15 protein-coding genes are annotated in these 24,044 nt (G+C 39.6%); 6 read left to right on the top strand and 9 right to left on the bottom strand.

The window, feature by feature from the left end:
- Positions 1–8 precede the first annotated feature (8 nt).
- From P2W72_RS01450 to P2W72_RS01420, 7 genes are all read right to left on the bottom strand, one after another.
- Complete coding sequence (locus P2W72_RS01450; RefSeq protein ID WP_276359082.1) at positions 9–3,029, bottom strand: TAT-variant-translocated molybdopterin oxidoreductase; 3,021 nt, start codon at positions 3,027–3,029, stop codon at positions 9–11.
- Between the two features lie 46 nt (positions 3,030–3,075).
- A complete protein-coding gene (locus P2W72_RS01445) occupies positions 3,076–4,353 on the bottom strand; it encodes a cytochrome c3 family protein (RefSeq protein ID WP_276359081.1) in 1,278 nt (425 codons plus the stop codon).
- A gap of 247 nt (positions 4,354–4,600) precedes the next feature.
- A complete protein-coding gene (locus tag P2W72_RS01440; RefSeq protein ID WP_276359080.1) occupies positions 4,601–5,581 on the bottom strand; it encodes a deoxyhypusine synthase family protein in 981 nt (326 codons plus the stop codon).
- A 311-nt stretch (positions 5,582–5,892) separates the two neighbouring features.
- Positions 5,893–8,256 carry an acetylxylan esterase gene (locus P2W72_RS01435; RefSeq protein ID WP_276359079.1) on the bottom strand — a complete coding sequence of 788 codons (2,364 nt, stop codon included), beginning with the start codon at positions 8,254–8,256 and terminating at the stop codon, positions 5,893–5,895.
- A gap of 423 nt (positions 8,257–8,679) precedes the next feature.
- On the bottom strand, positions 8,680–9,447 hold the full coding sequence (locus tag P2W72_RS01430; RefSeq protein WP_276359078.1) for a creatininase family protein: 768 nt from the start codon (positions 9,445–9,447) through the stop codon (positions 8,680–8,682).
- A 332-nt stretch (positions 9,448–9,779) separates the two neighbouring features.
- Positions 9,780–10,271 (bottom strand): hypothetical protein, encoded by a 492-nt coding sequence (locus tag P2W72_RS01425; RefSeq protein ID WP_276359076.1) that lies wholly within the window; start codon positions 10,269–10,271, stop codon positions 9,780–9,782.
- A 214-nt stretch (positions 10,272–10,485) separates the two neighbouring features.
- Positions 10,486–12,765, bottom strand: a complete 2,280-nt coding sequence (locus P2W72_RS01420) for an AAA family ATPase (protein ID WP_276359075.1) — start codon at positions 12,763–12,765, stop codon at positions 10,486–10,488.
- 302 nt (positions 12,766–13,067) lie between these two features.
- Here P2W72_RS01420 and P2W72_RS01415 point away from each other — a divergent pair, with 302 nt between their 5' ends.
- The 5 genes from P2W72_RS01415 to P2W72_RS01395 all read left to right on the top strand — a co-directional run bounded on the left by P2W72_RS01415 (position 13,068) and on the right by P2W72_RS01395 (position 20,717).
- Positions 13,068–14,723, top strand: coding sequence for a M28 family metallopeptidase (locus tag P2W72_RS01415; RefSeq protein ID WP_276359073.1), 1,656 nt, complete (start codon positions 13,068–13,070; stop codon positions 14,721–14,723).
- A gap of 234 nt (positions 14,724–14,957) precedes the next feature.
- Positions 14,958–16,103 carry a BamA/TamA family outer membrane protein gene (locus tag P2W72_RS01410; RefSeq protein ID WP_276359072.1) on the top strand — a complete coding sequence of 382 codons (1,146 nt, stop codon included), beginning with the start codon at positions 14,958–14,960 and terminating at the stop codon, positions 16,101–16,103.
- A gap of 96 nt (positions 16,104–16,199) precedes the next feature.
- Positions 16,200–17,699, top strand: a complete 1,500-nt coding sequence (locus P2W72_RS01405; protein WP_276359071.1) for a serine hydrolase — start codon at positions 16,200–16,202, stop codon at positions 17,697–17,699.
- 133 nt (positions 17,700–17,832) lie between these two features.
- The gene (locus tag P2W72_RS01400; protein WP_276359070.1) at positions 17,833–19,104 is read left to right on the top strand and encodes a serine hydrolase; all 1,272 of its coding nucleotides are present in this window, start codon (positions 17,833–17,835) and stop codon (positions 19,102–19,104) included.
- A 29-nt stretch (positions 19,105–19,133) separates the two neighbouring features.
- Entirely contained in the window at positions 19,134–20,717 is a 1,584-nt protein-coding gene (locus tag P2W72_RS01395) for a D-aminoacylase (protein ID WP_276359069.1), read from the top strand.
- Positions 20,718–20,768: 51 nt separating this feature from the next.
- Here the strand turns inward: P2W72_RS01395 and P2W72_RS01390 are convergent, their stop codons facing one another.
- Positions 20,769–21,551, bottom strand: coding sequence for a class I SAM-dependent methyltransferase (locus P2W72_RS01390; protein ID WP_276359068.1), 783 nt, complete (start codon positions 21,549–21,551; stop codon positions 20,769–20,771).
- A 117-nt stretch (positions 21,552–21,668) separates the two neighbouring features.
- Between P2W72_RS01390 and P2W72_RS01385 the strand changes: the two genes are divergently transcribed.
- Complete coding sequence (locus P2W72_RS01385; RefSeq protein ID WP_276359067.1) at positions 21,669–22,544, top strand: transglutaminase-like domain-containing protein; 876 nt, start codon at positions 21,669–21,671, stop codon at positions 22,542–22,544.
- Positions 22,545–22,658: 114 nt separating this feature from the next.
- Here the strand turns inward: P2W72_RS01385 and prfB are convergent.
- Positions 22,659–23,736, bottom strand: a protein-coding gene (prfB, locus tag P2W72_RS01380; RefSeq protein WP_276359066.1) for a peptide chain release factor 2 whose coding sequence is annotated in 2 segments (ribosomal slippage) — positions 22,659–23,675 and positions 23,677–23,736 — 1,077 coding nt in all. Because the reading frame shifts where the segments join, the coding sequence is not laid out codon by codon here.
- Between the last annotated feature and the right edge of the window lie 308 nt (positions 23,737–24,044).

Here is a 24,044-nt window from a genome sequence, read left to right as displayed (position 1 = left end):
TTCTTGTATTAAACCTCTACAGTATTTCTAACTTTTGTTTGATATCCAACACCTGGTTTTACATTGATCTCTTCCAGTACATAGAATGTACGCTCACTCTTCAGTGCTTTAGACACTGCTGATTCCGGATCATTTGCATCACCAAAGATGATAGCATTTGTTGGACATGTTTGCTGACAGGCAACTTTAACATCACCGTCTTTCAATGTACGTTTCTCTAATTTAGCCTGGAGTTTTCCAGCCTGAATCCGCTGAACACACATTGAACATTTTTCCATTACCCCTCTTGAACGGGTTGTAACATCAGGGTTTAGAACCAGCTGAGTAAACTCGTTGTTCAGGTAATTATCAAAACGAGAATCATTCCAGTAGTTAAACCAATTGAAGCGACGCACTTTATACGGACAGTTATTTGCACAATAACGTGTTCCTATACAACGGTTGTATGCCATTTGGTTTAAACCTTCGGATGAGTGAACAGTTGCCAGAACAGGACAAACAGTTTCACAAGGAGCATGGTCGCAGTGCTGACACATCATTGGCTGATGTATTACAGACACATTATCCATATTCTCAAGCTTCTCGATTTCTTTCTCTTTGGTTACAGAGTTCCCTTTATCATTGATTGAATAATAACGGTCAATTCTGATCCAGTGCATTTCACGACGACGGCGAACCTCATCGCGTCCTACTACCGGAATATTATTTTCTGCATTACAAGCTACCACACAAGCACCACATCCGGTACATGCATTCAGATCAATAGCCATAACCCAATTGTGACCAGGCCTTTCATATTCATTCCACAAATCATATTTGTTAACATGAGCATGGCCTGTTCCTGAATTAGGATCCTTCAGATAGTTCTTAAGAGTTGTTTCGCGAACAATATTTCTGCCTTCAATTGAGTGGTGAGTTTGAGTTTGGGCAAGCTCATAAGTACCTGAGGCCTTACTGATGCTTGCAGCAGAAGTATTTTGTAATGTAGCATTTACCAGACGAAGGAATGGATAAGCATTCTTACCTACTTCAGAACCTGCTTTACCTGCCTTGGTCCTGCCATATCCAAGAGCAACAGAAACAGTTCCGAATGCCTGACCAGGCTGAAGTAATACCGGTAAAATAACACTGTATTTATCAGCCTTAATTTCTACCATATCTCTTTCAGAAATTCCAAGTTTTTCGGCATATTTCGGACTGATAGCAGCGAAGTTATCCCAGGTTACCTTTGATACCGGATCAGGTAGCTCCTGCAACCATGGGTTATTGGCTGATTTACCATCACCAATAGCTACATTCTGATAAACATGAAGTTCCACAGCATTATCACCAGCTTTTGCAAGATTATTGCTCTCAGCGATAATAGTCTGTACTACCGAATTTAATTCACGGGAAAAAGTATATGCTCCGGCAGAACGCTCAGGTAATGTAACTGAACCTTTCTGAAGTAATTCTTTCCAGCTGATACCGGCCTGAGGCAAAATTGATTTTGCCCAAGTATTCTGAACATACTGATAATAATCGGTAACCGGATTCTCAGACCAGATTAATAATCCCTGTTCTGCACTTCGTGAATTATAAACAGGATTAATGGTTGGCTGTGCAATGGTATAATAACCTTCTACAGGATTTGAATCACCCCATGACTCCAGAAAATGAAGATTTGGAGCAATAACCTGACATAATGATGAAGTTTCATCCTTACGGTCAGCAAAGGAAACACGCAGTTTCACTTTTGCCAGCGCATCTGTAAATGCTTTTGAATCAGCATACTCGTAAGCCGGATTTGTATTCAGGAAGAATACCGCATCAACTTCGCCACGATTCATTTCATTAATTAATGAAACAAAGTCAGCATCATTTCCCTGGTATTGGTAAGAAGGATTATCAAGATCAATTGTAGTACCATAACTTCCGATAAGTGAGTTGATGGCATTTACAAGGATCTGAACTGAAACATCGTTAGAACCACTAACAACTAAAGAACGTCCTTTTGCAGCAAGAAGCTCTTTTGCAGCAATTGCGATAGCTTTATCAGCATTCGGATTATTTGCAAGAGGTTTATTACCAGTTACAACACCACCCAATGCCGCATATAAGTTTAATAATGCAATACCCTCTTCAGATGGTTTCAAAGGAAGACGGGTATCAGCGTTGGTACCGGTAACACTCATTCCGGCCTCAAACTGAATATGGCGCGACATCTTCTTGCTTTCCAGAGCAGCATTATTTCTTTTCGAAACATAAGCGCGACTGAATTCAAGTGGTGAAATCCAGGTACCCAGAAAATCTGCACCAAAACTTACAATCAGATCAGCTCTGTCAAAACGATATCTTGGAAGTACTGCCTTCCCGAAACTGTTTTCATTAGCTTTAATTATACCTGTATAGGAAACAGCATCTACCTGAACAAGTCTGGCAGACGGATACTGAGCAGTAAAATCAGCAATAGCTGCTTTTGCAGAAGGACTGTTAATAGTAGAAGATACGATACGGATACCCTTTCCCCCTGCTTTAACTTTCTGTAGTTCTCCTTTTACAAATTCATCAACCTTATCCCAGCTAACTTCTGAATCATTCAGCACAGGTGATTTCAGTTTGGAAACATCATAAAGATCAAGGACTGAAGCCTGACCCTTTGCATCCATACTTCCTTTACTGATAATACAGTTTGGATTTCCTTCAATCTTAATCGGACGACCTTCGCGGGTTTTAACTAATATGCTGTTACCGTTATAAGTTGAAGTATAATAGTTAGGAATACCCGGAACTATTTCTTCAGGTTTAATCAGGTAAGGAATTGATTTGTGAACAGGGGTTTTCTGACAAGCAGCGAGAGTTACTGCACCTAAACCAAAACCAAGCGCTTTTAAAAAGTCGCGGCGAGGGGCTACGGTACTTAAACCTGCCTCATTCAGAACTTCTTCCATTGGAATTGGTTCAGCGAACTCGTTTTTGTTCTTTTCAACAAAATCTTTGGTGTTCTGCAGCTCTTCTAAACCTTTCCAGTATTTTTTATTGCTTTCCATTTAAGCTATATAACTGTATACGTATGTTATCTTAAAATTATTCTAATTAATAGTGGCACTTCGCACACTCCAAACCACCTAAAACGGCAGCTGTAACTTTCTCACCCTTTTTCAGCTTATCATGTGCTGCGATAAGTTTGTCATAGTAAGGGTTATCCTTATGATTAACTTCAGTTTGTTTATGGCAATTAATACACCATTTCATGGTAAGTGGTGAATATTGGTATACCTCTTCCATGGTCTGAATCGGACCGTGACATTTCTGACATTCGATACCTGCAACTGAAACGTGCTGTGAGTGGTTGAAATAAGCCAGATCAGGAAGATTATGGATTCTGATCCATTCTACCGGCTTAGTATTGTTTCCATACTGCTTGGTTTCTTCATTGTAATCAAGAGCAGAATAAATTTTCATGATCTCAGGAGAGGTCTTTCCATCATATTTTTCAGAAGCCGTAACATAGTTATGGCAGTTCATACAAACATTTAAAGATGGAATTGAAGCATTCTTAGAGGTAGCTGCACCTGAATGGCAGTACTGACAGTCAATTTTGTTAACCCCTGCGTGTAACTGGTGCGAAAACTTGATTGGCTGAACCGGCTGATAGCCAGTGTGAACGCCTGTTTCCCACATACCTTTCCATCCGGCAGAGCCAAGGAAAATGATACATAGAAGTACAATAAACAGAATGAACTTTTTGTTCTTGGATAACTTCTTTAATCCTGCAAAACGATCTGCGCTTTCAGCCTCCTCATCTTCAACAGCGATTCCTTTTTTCTGCAGCATTACACGCTCCAGAGTTGAGATCACACGGTTTAAAACAAGAATTACAATGAAAGCAATAATGATAACAGCAAGCAAGCCAAAAAGCATGAAGTTACTAACCCCCTGCTCTGAAGCGGCCGCTCCTTCTGCTGCAGCTCCGGCTGCACCTGCTGCTGCCGCAGGCTTCACATCACCAACCTTTACATAAGCAATAATGTTTTTTACATCATCGTCTGAAAGCTCAGGGAAAGCTGACATCATCGCAGGAGAAAACCCGGCTGCTTTAACTGCCTGAGCATCGCCTGAAGCAATTAAAGACGGAGCATTTTTGACCCATTTGACCAACCAGGCTTCATCATACTTTGTGTCTACGCCTTTAAGGGCCGGACCAACTACCGCTTTATCAATGGCATGGCAAGCGGTACATTTTTGCTTAAAAATCGCCGCACCGGCTTTAGCATCCTGAGCACTGGCCGATGAAACAGCTGCCGAACTCAGGAAAGAAACCAGTATCAGTGATTTTGCAACATTTCTAAAAAACAATGAGATGCTTCTCATATTGAGTATTTAATTCTTAAAATTTGAAACGTATAATTAAAAACTTGACAGAATCTGCCCATCAATATTTTCAGTTGACAAAAGTATGCTTTATAAAATTATACATGACATTAACATGACCTATTTTATCAATTTATAATCATTCTAAATTAAGCCGTAACCCTCTGTATCTGAATTCTTTTCAGCTTTTTGACACTTTGTATTGATTTTTCGGCAATTCAGACATTTCCATCAGTCAAAAGATTTACTATTGCTTCAACACCCATGCAAAGATGAGCGGTGCAACAATTGTAGCATCTGATTCGACAATAAACTTCGGTGTATGAATATCCAGTTTGCCCCAGGTAATTTTCTCATTCGGAACAGCTCCTGAATAAGAACCATAGGAAGTTGTAGAATCTGAAATCTGACAGAAATAGCTCCAGAAAGGAATATTTTCCATTTCCATATCCTGGTAAAGCATTGGCACAACACAAATAGGGAAATCTCCGGCAATACCTCCGCCAATCTGGAAAAAGCCAACTCCTTTACCGCCTGAATTCGCAATATACCAATCAGCGAGCCAGCCCATATATTCAATTCCACTCTTCATAGTAGTTGCTTTCAGCTCCTGCTTCATCACATAAGAAGCAAAAATATTACCCATGGTTGAGTCTTCCCATCCCGGAACAACAATAGGCAGGTTTTTCTCTGCAGCTGCCAGCATCCAGGAATTTTTCGGATCAATTTCATAATACTGCTCAAGTACACCACTTAGAAGCATCTTATACATAAACTCATGAGGAAAATAACGCTCTCCTACATTATCGGCATCCTTCCAGAGCTTATGGATATGTTTCTGCAATCTCCTGAAAGCTTCCTCTTCGGGAATGCAGGTATCAGTAACACGGTTATAATGATTCTCGAGCAGATCCCACTCATCCTGCGGACTAAGATCGCGGTAATGAGGGACGCGCTTATAATGCGAATGAGCTACAAGGTTCATGATGTCCTCCTCAAGGTTTGCACCTGTACAGGAAATGATAGAAACTTTATCCTGTCTGATCATTTCTGCCAGGGAAATGCCCAGTTCAGCAGTACTCATAGCGCCTGCAAGGGTGATCATCATTTTACCCCCTTCATCCAGATGGGTTTCGTATCCTTTTGCTGCATCTACCAGAGCGGCAGAATTAAAATGCAGGTAATTTTTTTCAATAAATTGAGAAATCGGTCCTCTTTCAATACTCATAATTCTATATTAAGCCGCAAAACTACCCTTCTTTAGGGTATGAAGCAAATTGCTTTGAATTGGGAAGGGAAATTTATTTAGAAAACGGAGTGTTGAAGCATGATGCAGTATTCCTCTATTTCTAAATTATGGTTGATTTAACAGGGTTATAAATAGTCAGATAATACTCAGAAATCATAATCATTTGCTTTTGAAAAGCAATACCTGTGTTCTATAGGATGGTTCAGCCCTTTCCTCCGGAGTAGTTCCGGCAAAAAATATCGTTCAGATTCAAATTAATTATAGCCGGAAGCTACCTCCTCCGGCAAGGTTTATTTTACCCGGAGCTGTATTTCATGTTGACGGGCAACCCAATCATAAATAGTTTTCTGCATCTCTGTGCTGAACCTGTTAAAATCATCGGGGGTATTCAGTATAAGCTGATCAGAAGCTCCTGACAATTTGTACGTTTTTCCGGCTTCAGCAACAGATGTTCTGATATCCTGAAGATTAGCAGTATGATCCAGTTGGGGAGCAATCAGCAATACCGGTCGCGGAGCGATAGCTCCTATAATTTCATCATAATCATAAGGAATACGGTCCTCATGACCAACAAAGAAACCAAGTCGCGGGATCAAACCATGCAAATGAGAAAATGCTTTTATACCTTCCAGGCCCTTGTCAAAGCTTGCGGAGCGCAGTGGACTAAACCCGTTCACAGAAATCACTCCGGCAATTCTTTCATCCAATGCAGCAGTATACAGACTGACCGTGGCTCCTAAGGCATAACCTCCCGCAAAGATCTTTGTCTGATCCACAAAATCCATTCGGGTGAGTGCATCCACTGCTCCCCTGACATCTGCCACCATTTTTCCCATTTTCGACCAATGCGGATAGCGTTCATAAAAGTGTGTTCCTTCTTCAATACGATTGCCGAAACCGATCATATCATAGGAAAAAACGACATAGCCCAGATCCGTCATTCCCTCAAAGAAGGATTGCAGATTATGGTAGGATGAAAGACCCTTTGAATAATCATATTCATGCAGATAAATCAAAGCCGGCAGTTTACCGGACTTTATATTTCCTGATTTATCCTTAGGATAGTACACATAGCCATACAGGTAATCGCCAAACTCTTTATAAGGGGTAATCGCCATGCGCCCCATTCTTGGAGTTACCGTCGGTCGTTTCAGAACAGTCCCAAAATAATCCTCCCCTGCACCGCCGTTCTCCAGACTTTGCGGACCGGGGTTAGTTAAGCCGGGAGGCTCATCACCCAGTATCCATTTCAATTGCTTTCTTAATGCCAACTTCCCTGACTCCAAATTTTGCTTTGAAGGATCTTTCCCACTGAACAAGGCCCCTACATTCGCCAATTTAGAAGGATAATCCAATGGATTGATATGCTCCTTAACCTGCTCCTTCCAGCGTTCAAAGGAATAATTGTACAACAGTTTGTTTTCCGGCTTATGCTTGCTGCGCTTAAACACATAATCAAAGAAATCGATATAGGCTTCAATGTCTTCTGCATGTGTACCATGTTCTCCTTCCCGGATTCGTATGGCCAGATTATTTGGTGCATTAAGGAACTTATAAACCTTTTGTGCAGAACTGTATGCCTGCTCAATGCCCCATGGATTGCTTGCTCCCTCATTCTTTGCAGTACTCAGCATCAGTGCCCTGGGTGCTATCAGTGCCATAAAATGGTTCTGATCCACCGGAAGCTTATTTTCCCTTCCAATAAAAAACCGTAAACGTGGATGCAGCCAGGCCGGTTGTGCAGCAGATAAGAGGGCGATATCCTCCACATCGTATTGCTGAGTGGCATATCGCCAGGGAACTTCTGCTCCCGAACCCCCACTACTGGGAATAACCGCCTTAATACGCTCATCAAATGCAGCAGCCATCAGCGCCAGCTTGCCGTTTCTGGAATGACCGGTCAAAGCAATTTTTTCTTTGTCCACCATCGGAAGGCTGTACAAATAATCGACAGCTCTGAAAGTTCCAAAAGCCCTCCGCATCAGACGGGTGAAATCATACTTCTCAGACCATATTTCAGCATATTTCTCAGTATCGTCCTTCGCATCCGATGCTGCATAAACACAGGCCATATAACCCCTTCTTACTGCAATTTGTGCCCAGCCTCTGTGATTCCACTGAGCCATAAACACCGGAAAAGGGCCTTTGCCCTGTGGAATCATTAATTCAATAGTCAGTTTAGCCTGTTCCTGCGGACCGAATGAAAGCTCGACTGTACGCAGAGTTGTTGATCCTTCAATTTTTTCGCTGAGAACCTTTACCTTAAAAGGACCCGGAGATTTCGGATAGGTTCCGGTAATGTAATATTCCAACTGCTCCTTCATCCACTGACGTTTCTTATTCCACTGTCCAGCCGAGCTAATCGGAATATTTTTGCCACCCTCGTCTTCCATAAGAGGATCCGGAAGAAAAGGTATGGATGGCATCCGATCAAAATCAGGTGGCAGCTCTCCGGTTCTTTTTAACCAGTCTTTAAATGTTTCATCCTGAAAAGAAAGTCTGCCATTAGAGATACGATCTTCCGGCAAGACCTTCAAAATCCTGTTCAGATCAGCCTTTCGTTTTGCAGTGTCTGATTGTATAGTTGTATTGAGGATTCTATGATTTACTTTCCTTTCGGCAAAGGCTATTGCCGTACTACCTAAAAGTAGCATCAGACAAATGATTTTGAATGAATATATCCTCAAAAAAATAGGTTTTTGACTTTTCATTATCAGATCCGGTAGTTCATTAGAGTTATGAAGATATAAAATCCATATGATGTTGAAGGCAGGATTGTTCTCTTTGCAGGATTATGTTGCTTGCGGTAGGGTGTAAGAATAGGTAAAGGAGGTTCCAAAATCCGCTGGATCCAATTGAATCAACGTGCTGGTAGATATGTTGAGTAAGAAAACTAAATTATGCGCCATCCACCCTCTTTGATTCTCCCGCCGGCGGGAGACAGCATAACGCCTAGGAACCTGAAGTAAAAATGAAATCTGTATTAAGCAGGAAAATAGGCGACATACCGTCCCCCTCTCAGAGGGGGTTAGGGGGAGGATAGTATCCTCTAAATAGAATTTATTCGGCTTTTCAAGCTAATCTTCATACAGATCATTCACATCCGCCTTCGACAATTCGACAAGGAACTTCGAAATTTTTGCAGTTACCGCCTTAAAATACTTCTCTCCTTTTTCCTTCGTGGCTAATTCGGGGTTTCCTACTCCTGTATCTTTCGTAATCTGCGACCATTTGCGTTCTGCCCATGCCCAACCTTCTGAAAACTCTTTAATTTTATGCTTTTTTTCTTTCCCATCTCCTGCCTCATCTAAAGGACGCATTAAATCCGGAGCCAGGTGTAAAATCAGGCTTGTTTCCATTTCGTCTGCATGGTCTCCATCATGTTCAAAGAATTCCATTTTGTCTACGGCCTGAAACCAATTGCAGGTGCTAAGAAACATCTTTGGGTATTTTAGTCCCAACTCTCTGATCATTGTTCTAAAATCATTTCCCCCATGACCATTCAAAATCAAAAGCTTAAAAATATTCGACCTTTGAAGCACCTCAATGAGGTCACATAAAATTGCCAGCTGGGTACTTGGATAAATATTTAAATCCAATTTTATATCCGCCTGACCAGTATTAACTCCAAAAGGGATGGTAGGCAAAACAATGATCTTCGCACCACTTTCCCAGGCAATCCTGGCAGATTCAGCAGCGATATGGTCTGCCTCAATCACATCCGTCGAATAGGGTAAATGATAATTATGCGCTTCTGTAGCCCCCCAGGGAAGGATTGCCAGGTCATAATTTGAATCTTTTACAGATTTCCAGTTTGTTTCTGCTAAAATGTAGGGTCTGATCATTTTGTTTGGGATTTATGAGAGAAGGGGGTTAAGAGGTTTTTGATTTAGGTTGAGTTAGTAGAGCAAGTAACTGTTGGCGACTATAATCAGTTGTTGCTCAAATTGGACAAATTTCTCTCACCCAAGATAATTGTTTTCATGAAAATAAAAGTTCCGGTAATCTAAAATAAACAATCTCGTAATTGGCCGATTAGTTGTTAGCGTATTGATAAAAAAACAGGCTTCAACCAAATCAAATTTAGTCCAAGGGCTTGAGATATTTTCGCCAGGATCCTAGCTTTGCCATGTTCAGGTGTCGGTTATTGCAAACCCCTTGTTAGCGTTTTGTGCTTTCATTTTAAAATTTCAAGATTCGAGAACTTTCTTTTGGATGTATGGAGAGTTTGTCTCATTTTATTCCCAAACTTGTCCTCGAATGTAAATATGAAATTTCTGTCTCCATGTATTGAATAATTTATTGCCCTTTTTGTTGATGAAGAAAAAAAATTGTCCATTTTTTCAAATGGATTTCCATGTTTACCAAATGTTTCTTCTTCTGAGGTAATTTGTAAATTGTAACAGTCCCCTCCAATATTAACTATGTCCATATAGTCACTCGATCTCATTTCTGTTGTAAATCGAGGTTGGATTTGATATAACAATAGATCTTCTAGATGCTTGGTCTGTGTCCTAAGCTCATTAATGGCTATTGTCTTTTGTTGGTCTTTTTGGGATAAATAAAATGTTTTCCACGCGAGCCAAGTCGCAATTAATGTCAAGATGATAGTAAATGTCCCGGAAACTATTGTCACCCAATGATCAGTTATTTGTAAATAGTTTTCCATTTGTAGATCATTTGTTTTTTGTCTTTTAGCATAAACACTAACGTTTTGCAGCTACAAGAAGTTGGCGATTTCGAAGACGAAAACTGTCTGCCACAACTGAACTTGATACGAAGCACAAAGCTTCATTTAACCACTGAACCGCCAATTTCTTGTAGCTGCTGTTACCTGCTGGCGTTATTGACTTCTGAATCATTATATGCTTTTTCCTTTTCACTTATGGCTGAATTTGTTCGTCCATCATTAATTCATAATGTTCCTTGCCAATTGACTTAAATATTTCTACAAACACGTCAAATAAAATTTGGGGCTGTTCATTAATTATTTTTTGATAATAGACACTGTCCAATGCTGTAATTTTGTGACTTTCATCATTTATAGTAGAAATGAAAGCACACTTAATATAATAGGAAGGATCATTTTGATTATAATTAAAAAGAGAAGCCCAAGAGTCTTTACCATAACCTATAAAGTTAACATAGCTCTCAATAACTCGTCTCATTGAATTTGCAATTACAATGTTCAAAGAAGTAGTGGTTGGAATGTTTGCCTTCAATTCTTTAATCGTGTTCCAAAGCAATGAATAGTCGTCATAAATAGTTTTGTTGTATTCGCCCTTTATTGATGTTTTGTTGTTTATCTTAATTATTCTAAGATGCCAATAGTCCGCACAAATGGGTCTTTTATCAAATGATACCTCTTTATAGAAATAAAGGTTATGAGTGAAAATAAAGACCTGCGAAATTTTATCATTTTTCAGAAGCTTTTTGTCTGCTTTCGGATTATCTCCTTTTCTTAAAATCAAATTGTGAATCAAAGTTGAAACAACAAACAAAGCCTGACTATCTAAACTTGAAACAGGGTCGTCAATAACTATTATTTTTTTCTTGTTGCCATTGTTCTGAATGTCATCTGTTCCAATACAGAGTTGAAAAAAATACAAGAACGAAATAAAATTCTTTTCTCCTTCGCTCAAACTTTTAAAAATCGGATTGCCGTCCGCAGTGTTTTGTCGTTTCAGATAATACTGTGAAATATTATTTACTGTATCTTTTTCGCCAATTTCAAAACCGTCAAAACCAGCGTTTCTTAAAATAAGGTTGATGTTGTCTACAGCTTCTTTCGTATTTACAGTTTGGCTTCTGAGTATTTCAATGGATTGTTTTGATGCATTAATTTTTACTTTGTAGTCTGCAATTAAAACATTTGCCAAGTTGGTTATGCTCTGATACTTTAATTCCTTTGATGCCAGTTCATCAATTTCTGATTTGCACTTTGAAGCCATAAAATGCCATATATCAGAAGTCAAATTTGTTCTATTAGTATTTAGTTCTGAAAATGTTTTATTGTTTTCTTTAATCTCCTTTACAATACTTGAAAGGTCATTTTGGAAAGAATTAAGGGGAACTAGGCTTTTCCTCTCGTTAGGTTTTTCAATTTTATTTGCAACTGTTATAAAGTTATTATTAAAATGACTTTGCAGATTGAGATAAATATTTGACACCAAATTATTAGGGTTGAATTCATTCTGGACGCTAATAATATTTGATAAAAATGCTTCTGATTTTTGTTTGTAATCTGTTTGTAATGCGACCAATTCACCAATTTTTTCTTTGTAGGTCAAATCAAAATACTTATTGAATTGCTCCTTCAAATTATCATCTATTGTATCCTGTTGGCAAAATGGACAAATACCATCGGTTTTGTCTACATACTGAACACCTGTTTCAACCCAACTTCTTGCATTTATTTTCACAATCAAAGCGGCAATATCTACATCTTCATTACCGACAATAACTTCTTGCAGTAACTTCTGTAACTTTATTTCAATTAGTCTTAACTCTTTGTAAAGATTAGAATTGACACTTTGATTAATTTGTTTTAATTCTGTTTCGTAAAGTAATTGATAGCGTTCAGATAGTTGTGTAATTGTTGGAACTGTAGCAGGAGGATTAGTCAGTTTGTTTTTTATTTCCTGTAAGTTGTTTGGTTTGCTTCCTGAATGAATCAGATTGATTTTTGTAAACGTTGCAAATAAGTTTCTTTGTCTCCAGCAGTGTTCTAATAATGCATTTTGGTTTTGCCGTTTATCAGTGGCTACATTTTCAATAATGATGGATTTCTTTCGGATTAATTCATTGTATTCATTTATTGAAGTTTCCTCGGTTGCAATTTGTCCATCAATAATAGCATTCGTTTGGTTTAATGAGAATACTCCCTTTAATACAGGGTTTCTATTGAAATTAACTTCAGTAAAGTTCTCATCAAAAACTATTATTTGATGAGTAGTCTCATCATAACCAATTTGTGAGCAGTCATTGTATTGCTGGGCTTTAAGATTTTCTTCAAGGCTTAGATTATATAGATATTTAACAATTGTTGATTTACCTGAACCATTATATCCAAAGAAAAAATTCACCTTCTTTAAATCTGGAACTTGAACTCCATCTACTGGGTCGTAAGTAGCAATATTTTTTATGGTAAGTGATTCAATCATGTTTCAGTTGTGTCGTTTTACGCTTGCAGGTAACTCATATATAAGGATTACAAAAGTTCCACAAGCTCACCAAATCCCCGTAGCTTGGGTATTCTGTCACCCTTTATAAAAATGCTTATTCCCAGATATTTACCCTAATCTAAAAAATAAAATAATTATAAATTGATTTTGGCATTAAGCTATTCAAAGATGCTTCTGATAGACCGCAGAAAAATAGCGCCCCATTTCAAAGCAAGAATCAAATTTTTTAAACACCCTATAATTTTATCAGTATTTTAGCAAAACCTAACCATACTAACCATATGAACTTAAAAATTAAATTCCTCGCATTTTCTGCATTGATCTGCCTTGCTGCCTGCAATCAGAATAGACCAAAAATTTCGGATGAAGACGGACTTGCTGCTTTCAATGCAGATAGTTTAAAACTGCATGTAGCTGAGCTTTCACACGACTCACTTCAGGGCCGTAAACCATTTACCGAAGGAGAAACAAAAACCATTGCCTACCTGCAAAAACAATTCAAAGCTGCCGGATTGGAGCCTGGAAATGGCGAAAGTTATATTCAGGAAGTCCCGATGGTCAATATTCAGACTTCAGCGGCTCCGGATATGCAGGTAAGCACATCAAAAGGAAGCTTTAAACTCAAAGGTTTTGATGATTATGTAATCTGGACGGATAAAATTGCCGATAAAGTTAGCTTCGATAACAATGAAGTAATCTTTGCAGGATACGGAGTGGTTGCGCCCGAGTATAACTGGAACGATTATGCCGGATTAGATGTCAAAGGAAAGATCGTCATGGTGATGGTGAACGACCCGGGCTTTGCTGCCGGAGATTCCAGCTTATTTAAAGGCAAGACCATGACCTATTACGGTCGCTGGACCTATAAATTTGAAGAAGCTGCACGCCAGGGGGCAAAAGGTTGTCTGATTGTACATACAACCGAGGGGGCAAGTTACCCCTTTACTGTAGTTCAGAATAACTGGAACGCATCCAAGCTAAGACTTGACGACCGCGGAAAAAGCAATGTTTATACCGATATCAATGGATGGCTTTCGCTACCGGCTGCCAAGAGATTAGTAGCTGCTGCCGGACAAGATTCGACTAATTTCTTCGCACAGGCCGACAAAAAAGGATTCAAACCCCTGGCTTTAGATCTGAAACTGAGTACCAGCGTCGCCGTTAAGACCATATTCAACAAATCACATAATGTTATCGGTAAAATAACGGGTACCAAACGTCCTGATGAAGTGATTATCTACACTTCACACTGGGATCACCTTGGAATTGGCAAACCTGATGAAACTGCAGATTCGATTTATAATGGTGCATTTGATAATGCGAGCGGCACTGCCGGACTGATTGAACTGGCCAGGGCATTTAAAAGCTTGAAAGTTCAGCCGGAAAGAACCATAGTCATATTAGCCGTAACGGCTGAAGAACAAGGCCTGTGGGGATCGGCATATTACGCACAAAACCCCATTTACCCCGCTGCAAAAACCGTAGCAAACATTAATATCGATGGATTAAATCAGTTTGAAAAAACCAAAGACATCATCATTGTAGGACAAGGACAATCAGAACTTGAAGAGTATCTGAAAGAAGCCGCAGAAAAAGCAGGACGTGTAATTGCATTTGAAAACCATCCCGAAGCCGGATACTATTATCGTTCAGATCATTTTAATTTTGCAAAGGTTGGCATACCTGCGCTATATACTTCAAACGGCATTGATGTGATTGGCAAGGGGCCTGCCTATGGCGAAAAAAGAGAAGCAGAATACACTGAAAAGCATTACCACCGTCCTTCGGACGAATATGACCCCGCTACATGGACATTTGAAGGAGGTTTAGAAGATCTGAAGCTGTTTTTTCAGGTTGGAAAACGCTTAGCCTTTGAAGAAAAGATGGCTCAATGGAAAGATGGTTCAGAATTTAAGTCTATCCGCGAAAAGAAATAATTACGGAATCACGCATATCAGGATAAAGAATAAACGTATTCCGGGATTTGTAATAAATCCCGGAATACAAACGCCTGCAGGCTGCATCAATTATTTTTCTTCCTGATTAAAGTGTCACATCCTGAAATAGCTATAAAGATGGTCTTGTCCGGAATTTAACCGGACAATTGCAATTGCGATAATGCGAATAATAAAAACAGTATCTGTCAAACAATAATTAACTTAGCAGTCTGTATGAATAAATACCTGCTGAGAAGACTTCTCACCTTCAGCATAATCCTGCTGATCAATACTAATGGCTTCAGTCAGATGAAGCTGATCAAAAAACTATTTTCTGATGAAGCCGATACAACCCGGTCGAGCAGCTTTTTACCTCTTCCGGCCATCGGATATGCACAGGAAACCGGTGCAGAGCTGGGAGCTGTAAGTCTTTATTCGTTTTACACAGACCGCAAAGACACCTTAACCAGAACTTCAAGACTAATTGGTATAGCAACACTTACAACCAAACGACAAAGTAATCTGCAGCTAAAATCAGATATCTGGACACCTCAGAACAAATATCACATTACCAGTGAAATACGTTATAAAAATTTCCCTTTCAACTTTTACGGAATCGGAAACTCTACACTGGAATTGAATGAAGACCCTATTACACAAAAATTATTCAAGCTCAATGCCGGTATTGAAAAAAAACTGGGAAAAATAAGTTTTAGCGGCTTTAGTCTGGCCTATGAATCCTATCGTTTCAATGATAAAGATCCCGGAGGAATTTATAGCACAGATCCAGGTATCTATGACAAGGATGGAGGAAAAGTTTTATACTTCGGGATTACCCAGATTATTGATAACCGGAATTCCAATACCTATACCACCAAAGGAACTTATCTGAAACTGAATTACTCCTATGCTCCTGATTTTTGGGGAGGCAGCAATTACAGCGGAAGTCTGATCAAACTGGATTTACGTAATTTTAACAGTCTGAGCAAAAAAACAGTTTTTGGAATTAATGCACACTTCCAATCCATAGGAGGGAATAATACTCCTTTCTATCTTCTGCCACAAATGGGCAACGACGAAATGATGCGCGGCTATTACTCTGGCCGGTACAGAGATTATAATTTAATGGCTCTGCAAAGTGAGATCCGTTTAAGACTCCATCCCCGTATCGGAATGGCTGCTTTTGCAGCTGCAGGCAATGTTTATTCAAACGGGAACCTGAAGCTGGCTCATTTCAAACCAAGTGTAGGCGGCGGATTCAGGTATTTCTATGATATTGAGCGCGGGCTCAGCGTAAGAATGGATTATGCCATTGCTGAGCAAAATCCGGGCGAAAAAAGACAAAGCGGCTTTTATTTAAGTTTGGGTGAAGCATTTTAAGGTCGTAATTTTTTCTATTTTGCATGTTGTTCTCAATAACTAAGCCACAAGAAGTTTGAAAATTCCCGCTGCTTCAGAAGTTATATCTGCATTAAAATGAAAAAAATACTCTTACTGCTGCTTTTCCCTCTTTTTGTATCGGCACAAGACAAGGAATTCGCGGATAAATCGTCAAAAATAGATCTTTATGTCGATCAACTGCTTGCTGATTGGAATATTCCTGGTCTTGCTCTGGTTATTGTTCATAAAGACAGGGTAATTTATTCAAAGGGTTATGGCTACAGAGATCTCGAAAATAAGTTGCCGGTTACTGAAAGCACTTTATTCCCGATTGCCTCCAATACCAAACTGTTTACGGCAACATTAGCTGCAGAACTTGCTGCAGAAGGCAAATTAAGTCTGGATGTGCCGGTAAAACAATATTTACCCGGGATTAATTTCAGCAATCCGGAATTAAATTTTAAAGTTACCCTCCGGGATATGCTAAGTCACCGCACCGGGCTTCCGGCTTATGATGGCATCTGGCTCAATGCACCTTTTAAAAGGAAAGAACTGATCAGTAAAATATACTATATGAAACCTGCTCTCGGGTTCAGGGAAGGATACATTTATAATAATAACATGTATACTACCGCAGGAATTGCAATAGAAGAAGTAAGTCAAAAAAGCTGGGAGCAAAATATTCAGGAGCGTATTTTCGATCCTTTGGAAATGAATTCCAGCGGATTTACCGGAATAGGTGCAAAGCCGGATAACCACTCACTTTCCTACTTTGAGTCAGAAGACAACAAAAAACTAAAGGCCCGCACTTTCCTTGCTCAGTCAGAATCACTTGCACCAGCCGGTAATATCTATTCAAACATGGCTGATATGAGTAAATGGCTGATACTACAGGTAAATGGAGGAAAATACAAAGGGAAACAGGTTATTTCGGCAGCAGCTATTGAGGAGACCAAAATTCCGAATGCCATATCCGACAAAAGAGGGAGATATGACGAACTTTCGAATTCGCTTTACGCTATGGGCCGTATCCTTCAAACCTATAAAGGGACAAAATTCATAAGTCATACCGGTTCAATCGATGGATTTTATTCCAATCTGAGCTATCTGCCAAAAGACAGCCTTGCTTTGTTTATCGTTCATAATGCAGTATCTGCAGGTTCTCTGAGATCTGTAATGAACCTGCCCATAATAGATATATTACAGAGCAGGGAAATAACAGATTGGAGTTCGAGGTACAGAAAAGATTATCTGGATGCTCAGGAAAGGAATAAAAAGAGTGTGGATGAAATTAATGCATCACAAGTAAAAAACACCTATCCATCGCACCCGGCATTGGCATATACCGGAAAATTCACTCATCCGGTTTACGGAGATATTCTTATTGATTTTAAAAATAATAATCTGCAACTGCAATACAGAAGTTTGAATGCAACCCTTCATCACTGGCATTATGATCAGTTCATTACTATGGATGATGGAAAAGGCTTCCCTGATATGCGGATCAGTTTTTTAACGAACGACAAGGGAGAAATTGACAAAATCGTTACCCGTCCGTTTGGTGATCCTCAGACAGAATTTATCAGAGCGAAATAAAATTATTAAACACTAAAATTTGAGATTTAAATGCCGGCTTTGTTTAATGTGCTGTAATTCATAATTTACAAATCTGAAATCTGTCAATAAAAATTATATTTAGTACTTAAAAACTTATAAGCAATACAGCATTATGAAAAAAAATCTTATCCTGCTTCTGATCTTCGCAGCAAGTTTGCAGAGTTTTGCACAAACTGTCATAAACGCCAGCCCGGAATCTGCAGGTTTTTCTTCAGAAAGGTTAAAGAAGTTAGACAATTCCATGAATGAATGGGTGGAAAATGGATATATGAACGGAGGCGCTGCACTCATCATCCGAAATGGGAAAATAGCCTATCATAAAGCCTTCGGGTTCAATGACCTCGATACGAAAGAACCATTACAAAAAGATGGCATTTTCAGGATTGCATCTCAAACTAAAGCAATAACCAGTGTTGCGATCATGATCCTCTTTGATGAAGGGAAATTATTGCTGACTGATCCTGTTTCATTATACATTCCATCTTACAGGAACCAGAGTGTAATGACTAACTTCAATCCGGCAGATACAACTTACACTACGGTTCCGGCAAAAAGAGAAATTACCATTAAAGACCTGCTGACACATACCTCCGGACTTGGTTATGCACAAATCGGATCAAAAGAAGCAAATGCAATCTATGCAAAACATAATATCACTTCAGGCTTAGGTGTTAAAGACAGAACTTTACTGTCTGCAATGACTGAAATGGGCAAATTACCTTTAATGCATCAGCCGGGAGAAAAATTTACTTATGGCATGAATACAGATCTTTTGGGATGTCTTGTTGAAGTGATCTCAGGAATGAGTCTGGATCAGTTTTTCAGAACAAGAATATTTGAACCACTTGGAATGAAAGATACTTATTTCAACATTCCTGCAGGCAAGGCAAACCGTTTGGTAAATATCTACAAGGAAACACCTGATGGTAAATTAATAAAGGCAAATGCCGGTATGCTGAATAGTATTGCCAATGCAAACTATCCTTTAGTACCTCATACTTATTATTCAGGTGGTGCAGGCCTTAGTTCTACCCTGTACGATTATGCAATTTTTCTGCAAATGCTGCTGAATGACGGCGTTTACAATGGCAAAAGGATATTGGGCAGAAACACCGTAAGAATGATGGTTGATAATCAGATTGAGGATGTGCCTTATGCAGCCGGAACATTCGGTCTGGGATTTCAGGTTGCCACAGAAAAGAATAGCGGAAGCGCTCCTGCACAGATTGGAACATTTGGCTGGGGTGGTGCGTATGGCACTTCATACTGGGTTGATCCCAAAGAAAAAATGGTCTATTTATTCTATCGCCAATTACAGGTAAGAACACATAATGAGGTTGTAGAAAAATTCAGGGCATTAACCTATCAGGCTATAAACGATTAAACGGGCAAATTGCACCCAATATAAATTATATGAAAACTATTTTATCCTTTGCTTCAATATTGCTTTGCTCAATTGTAGTAAAAGCGCAAAACAATGCTGATCTGCTTATCAGGAACGGAAAGATCATTGACGGTACCGGAAATTCATGGTACTATGGAGATCTGGCCGTTAAAGACGGTAAGATCATTAAAACCGGTCGCATCGGTGACATGAAAGCAACGAAAGTTATTGATGCAAAAGGATTTATAGTTGCTCCCGGATTTATTGATGTGCACGGGCATATCGAGGGAGGGATCATAACTACACCAACTGCCAATAACTACATTTTTGATGGTGTAACCACCGTAATTACAGGCAATTGCGGAGGATCAGCCGAGAATATCGGGTCCTTCCTTCAGGAAATCAATAAAGTTCGTCCCTCAATAAATGTGGCGAGTCTGATCGGGCATAATACTGTGCGTGCGCAGGTAATGAACAGGGATAATCGTACTCCTACCAGTCAGGAGCAACAGAAAATGGAAGGACTTGTAGAGCAGGCAATGAAAGATGGTGCTGTGGGTCTGTCAACCGGACTTATTTATATTCCCGGAACCTTTGCCAAAACAGAGGAAGTTATAGGGCTTGCCAAAGCTGCAGCCAAAAATAACGGAGTTTATGCCTCCCATATCCGGAATGAAGAAAGCAAGGCTGTTAATGCAGTTAATGAGGCAATTAATATCGGTAAAGAGGCTCATATACCTGTTCAGATTTCACATTTTAAGATCGGTGGAAAAGCGAATTGGGGCAAATCAGATATTACGCTTGGATTGGTTAAAGAAGCCCGCGAACAGGGCTGGGATGTAACAATTGACCAGTACCCATACACTGCGAGCAGTACCAATCTTGGCATTCGGTTACCCGACTGGACATTTGCCGGGGGAAATGATTCTATGAAAGTCAGGCTGAATGATCCGGCTACCCGAGCAAGGATTAAAAAAGAAATGCTTGCTCAGCTGGCAGGATATAAATTTCCGAATTACAGTTATGCGGTAGTTGCGAACTACCCATCAGATACTACACTGAATGGAAAGAACATTTCTGAAATCAATAAGTTGATGGGCAGAAAAGCTAAAACGAAATACGAAGCTGAAACGATCATGGACATGGTTGAAAAAGGCGGGGCCCAGATGGTTTATAACAGCATGAACGAAGCAGATGTAAAGAACATCATGAAATATCCGTTCAGTATGTTTGGAGCAGATGCCGGCGTGCCGGTACCCGGCAGAGGAATGCCTCACCCAAGGGGCTATGGTACTAACGCCCGCGTACTGGGAAAATATGTGCGCGATGAAAAGGTGATTTCAATGGAAGATGCAATACGAAGAATGACCTCTCTGGCAGCTCAGAAATTCGGATTGAATGACCGTGGGCTTTTACTTCCGAATTATGCTGCAGATATTGTTATTTTCAGTGAAGCTGAAGTAAATGATATGGCAACTTTTCAGAAACCACACGCTTATTCAAAAGGATTCAAATATGTTCTGGTCAATGGAGAACTCGTGGTGGAAAATGAAAAACATCTGGGAACAAGAAGCGGAAAGGCTCTTTACGGACCGGCATTCGAAGGCAATTGATCATAAAATGGAGAGTTGAAAGAAGTTATCAACTCTCCATTTCTTCTATTATTAAAATCTGATTTTAAAATCTTCTTTTGTCTGGGCTTTTCTGACATAAACCAACCCGATCCAGAAAAGGTCAAGGGTAACAGTTACTTCAGGGTGTGCCTTTATCTCGTTCCAGGCTTCTTTAATACCCTTGCTCCTATAAATATCATCAAATATCATCACTGAATTTTCACCAAGTTTAGGCAAACACCACTTAAAGTAATTCAGCATGGCTTCCTTTCTGTGATTACCCCCAATAAATACAAAATCGAGCCTGGGAATATCCCGAATGAGCTCAGGAAGTAATTCATCGAAATTACCAACCAGCAGTTCAACGTTTTGGATATTCAGCTTCTTCAGGTTTTCGGCTGCTATAGCAGCTGTTTCCGGGCAGCCTGCTATACTGATTACCTTTGCACCCGGGACTGCTTTTGCAAGATAGGCAGTTGTGATTCCGGGGCAGGTTCCCAGTTCAATAATATTCTCCGGTTTCTGATCTTCGGCAAGACGATAAATGAGCTGAGCCAGGGATGCGGATCTCAATGCATTTCTGGCAAGCGATTTAACCTGCTTCGATATATTATTTACAAGTGATCCGGCTCCCGGATCTGTAATACGGATTGTCCGTTCATCACACAAAAGTTCTGCCCTTAATTTTTCAATGTCATGGTAAACGCTTTTGGCACGAAAATCGTAAATAACTTTATCAAGCAAACGATAGACAAAGGGAGAATGGATCCCATGGCGGGTCTTCGCTTTAAAGCGATGTTTAAGGTAATCTATCGCCAGTTGCGGGTTTATCATGCCGTAAAGATAATCTTAGAAAGGCTCATTAGAAAGCTGAAAGGTCGAAGCAAAAATAGAATTTCCTGCTAATAGCTTTGTACTTTTAAATATGAGCTTTTCATTAAATTTGACAAGATGATGAACGAAAAAGAAGTAGAATCCCTGATAAAATTACTGGATGACCCTGACGCAGAAATTTCAAAACATGTGGAGGAGAAGCTTTTGTCATACGGTAATGATGTGATCAGCTATCTGGAAGATGCGTGGTCGCAATCACTGGATGTGATCTTACAGGAGCGTATAGAAAACCTTGTTCATAAAATACAGTTCAGTAATGTAAAGCGTGATCTGGAACTATGGTATATCAGCGGGGCATTTGATCTGCTTCAGGGCATGCTGATCATCAACAAATATCAGTATCCGGACCTGGATGAACAAAAGATTATCAACCAATTGGAAGATATTAAAAGAGATATCTGGATGCAGATGCTCTATGAAATGAGCCCGGTTGAAAAGGTAAAACTCATTAATCATATTTTATACGAAACTCATGGTTTTAGCGGCAATACAACAAATCACCAGGATCCGCAGAACTCCTATCTGAGTCAGGTACTGGAAAGCAGAAAGGGCAATCAGATCCTGCTGGCAGTAATTTACTCAATCATTGCACAAAAACTTGACATACCTATTTATGGAGTAAACTTACCTCAGCATTTTATTCTGGCGTATGTTGAAGAAAGTTCAGAAGATGGATATTCAGATTTTGGAAGTGGTATTTTATTTTATATCAATGCCTTTAATAAGGGATTTTTGTTCGGCAGGAAAGATGTTGATTCATTCCTGAAGCAGCTTAACCTTAAGCCTGCCAATCATTTCTATGAACCATGTTCTAACGTTGAAATTGTGCAGCGGGTCATAAGAAATCTGATCAGCTCGTATGATAAACTCTCTGCCCTTGACAAAGTGGCAGAACTTGAAGAGCTGCTGGCTATTTTCCCCGAACCAAAATAAGATGCAAAAAATCAGAATTGAAAGTGTTTACAGGTAAATTAAAAAGGCTCTAAAATTAAAAACCTCCGGAGTACAAAATCCGGAGGAGTATATATTCTTTGTTCCCTGTTCTGATTAAAATTCCATCAAATAAGCTTTCAGAAAATCATCCAGATCACCATCAAGGACTGCCTGAGCATTTGAAGTTTCGTGATTAGTACGAAGATCCTTAACCAGCTTATAAGGGTGCAGAACGTAATTTCGTATCTGCGATCCCCATTCTATTTTCTTCTTATTGCCTTCAATAGAGGCAGTTAATTCCTGACGTTTACGCATCTCTATTTCGTAAAGCTGAGACTTCAGTAAACGGATTGCATTATCCTTATTCTGCAGCTGAGAGCGCGATTCCTGATTCTTAATGATAATTCCGGATGGCTTGTGATATAAACGTACTGCTGTTTCAACCTTGTTTACATTCTGCCCTCCTGCACCACCTGAACGGAAGGTTTCAAATTCAATATCCGCAGGGTTAACATAAATCTCAATGGTATCATCTACCAATGGATATACGTATACCGATGCGAATGAAGTATGACGCTTGGCATTTGAATCAAAAGGTGAAATTCTTACCAAACGGTGAACCCCGTTTTCGCCTTTCAGATAGCCGTACGCAAAATTACCCTCAAACTGAATGGTAACTGTCTTAATACCGGCCACATCACCTTCCTGTATATCCTGTTCAGTAACCTTGAAACCATGCTTCTCGCCCCACATCACATACATCCTGAGCAGCATTGAAGCCCAGTCGCAACTTTCAGTACCCCCTGCTCCGGCAGTGATCTGCATAACTGCATTAAGCTGATCTTCTTCAGAGCTGAGCATATTCTTAAACTCGAGTTCCTCAACCTTCTTAACAGCAATTCCGTATTGTTCTTTCAATTCAGCTTCAGTAGCATCGCCCGACTGAAAGAAATCAAGCATTACTGCCGCATCTTCAACAGAAGCTTCAGCAGCCTGAAACTCATCTGTCCATTTTTTCTTATTATTGATTGATTGTAATGCTTTTTCGGCTTCCTTCGGGTCATCCCAGAAATCAGGCCTCAGGGCAATATCCTGTTCATTTTTGAGGTCATCTAACTTCCTGTCGATGTCAAAGATGCCTCCTCAGAGACGTTATTCTATCTCTTAAATCTGTAAGATTTTCTTTGGTCATAATACAAAAATAGGAAAAATATAGATTATAAGGTTGACAGAGTTGTAAAACCCTGTCAGCCTTAAAGTCTAAAAACCGTCGGCTTTTATTTCTTTCTCAGTTACTTTACCGTATTTCGCGGCAATGCTTCTGATATCTTCAATTGTCAATCCATCAACATTAGCCTGAAAATTATTAATGAACCCAACATGATTAAAATAATCATTAAGCACACAGGGCAATGTCCCGGTTTTTAGTTTTTGCTTTTGTGGTCATGAGCCCTACGGAGTTTAATCATCAACGAAACTGTTTTCAGACTCCCGCTCAAT

Origin of the sequence: Daejeonella sp. H1SJ63, from assembly GCF_029360775.1 — a bacterium.
Classification (GTDB): Bacteria; Bacteroidota; Bacteroidia; order Sphingobacteriales; family Sphingobacteriaceae; genus Daejeonella.
The sequence above is the reverse complement of the archived record's forward strand: the minus strand, read 5'-3'. Positions and strand labels throughout refer to the sequence as shown.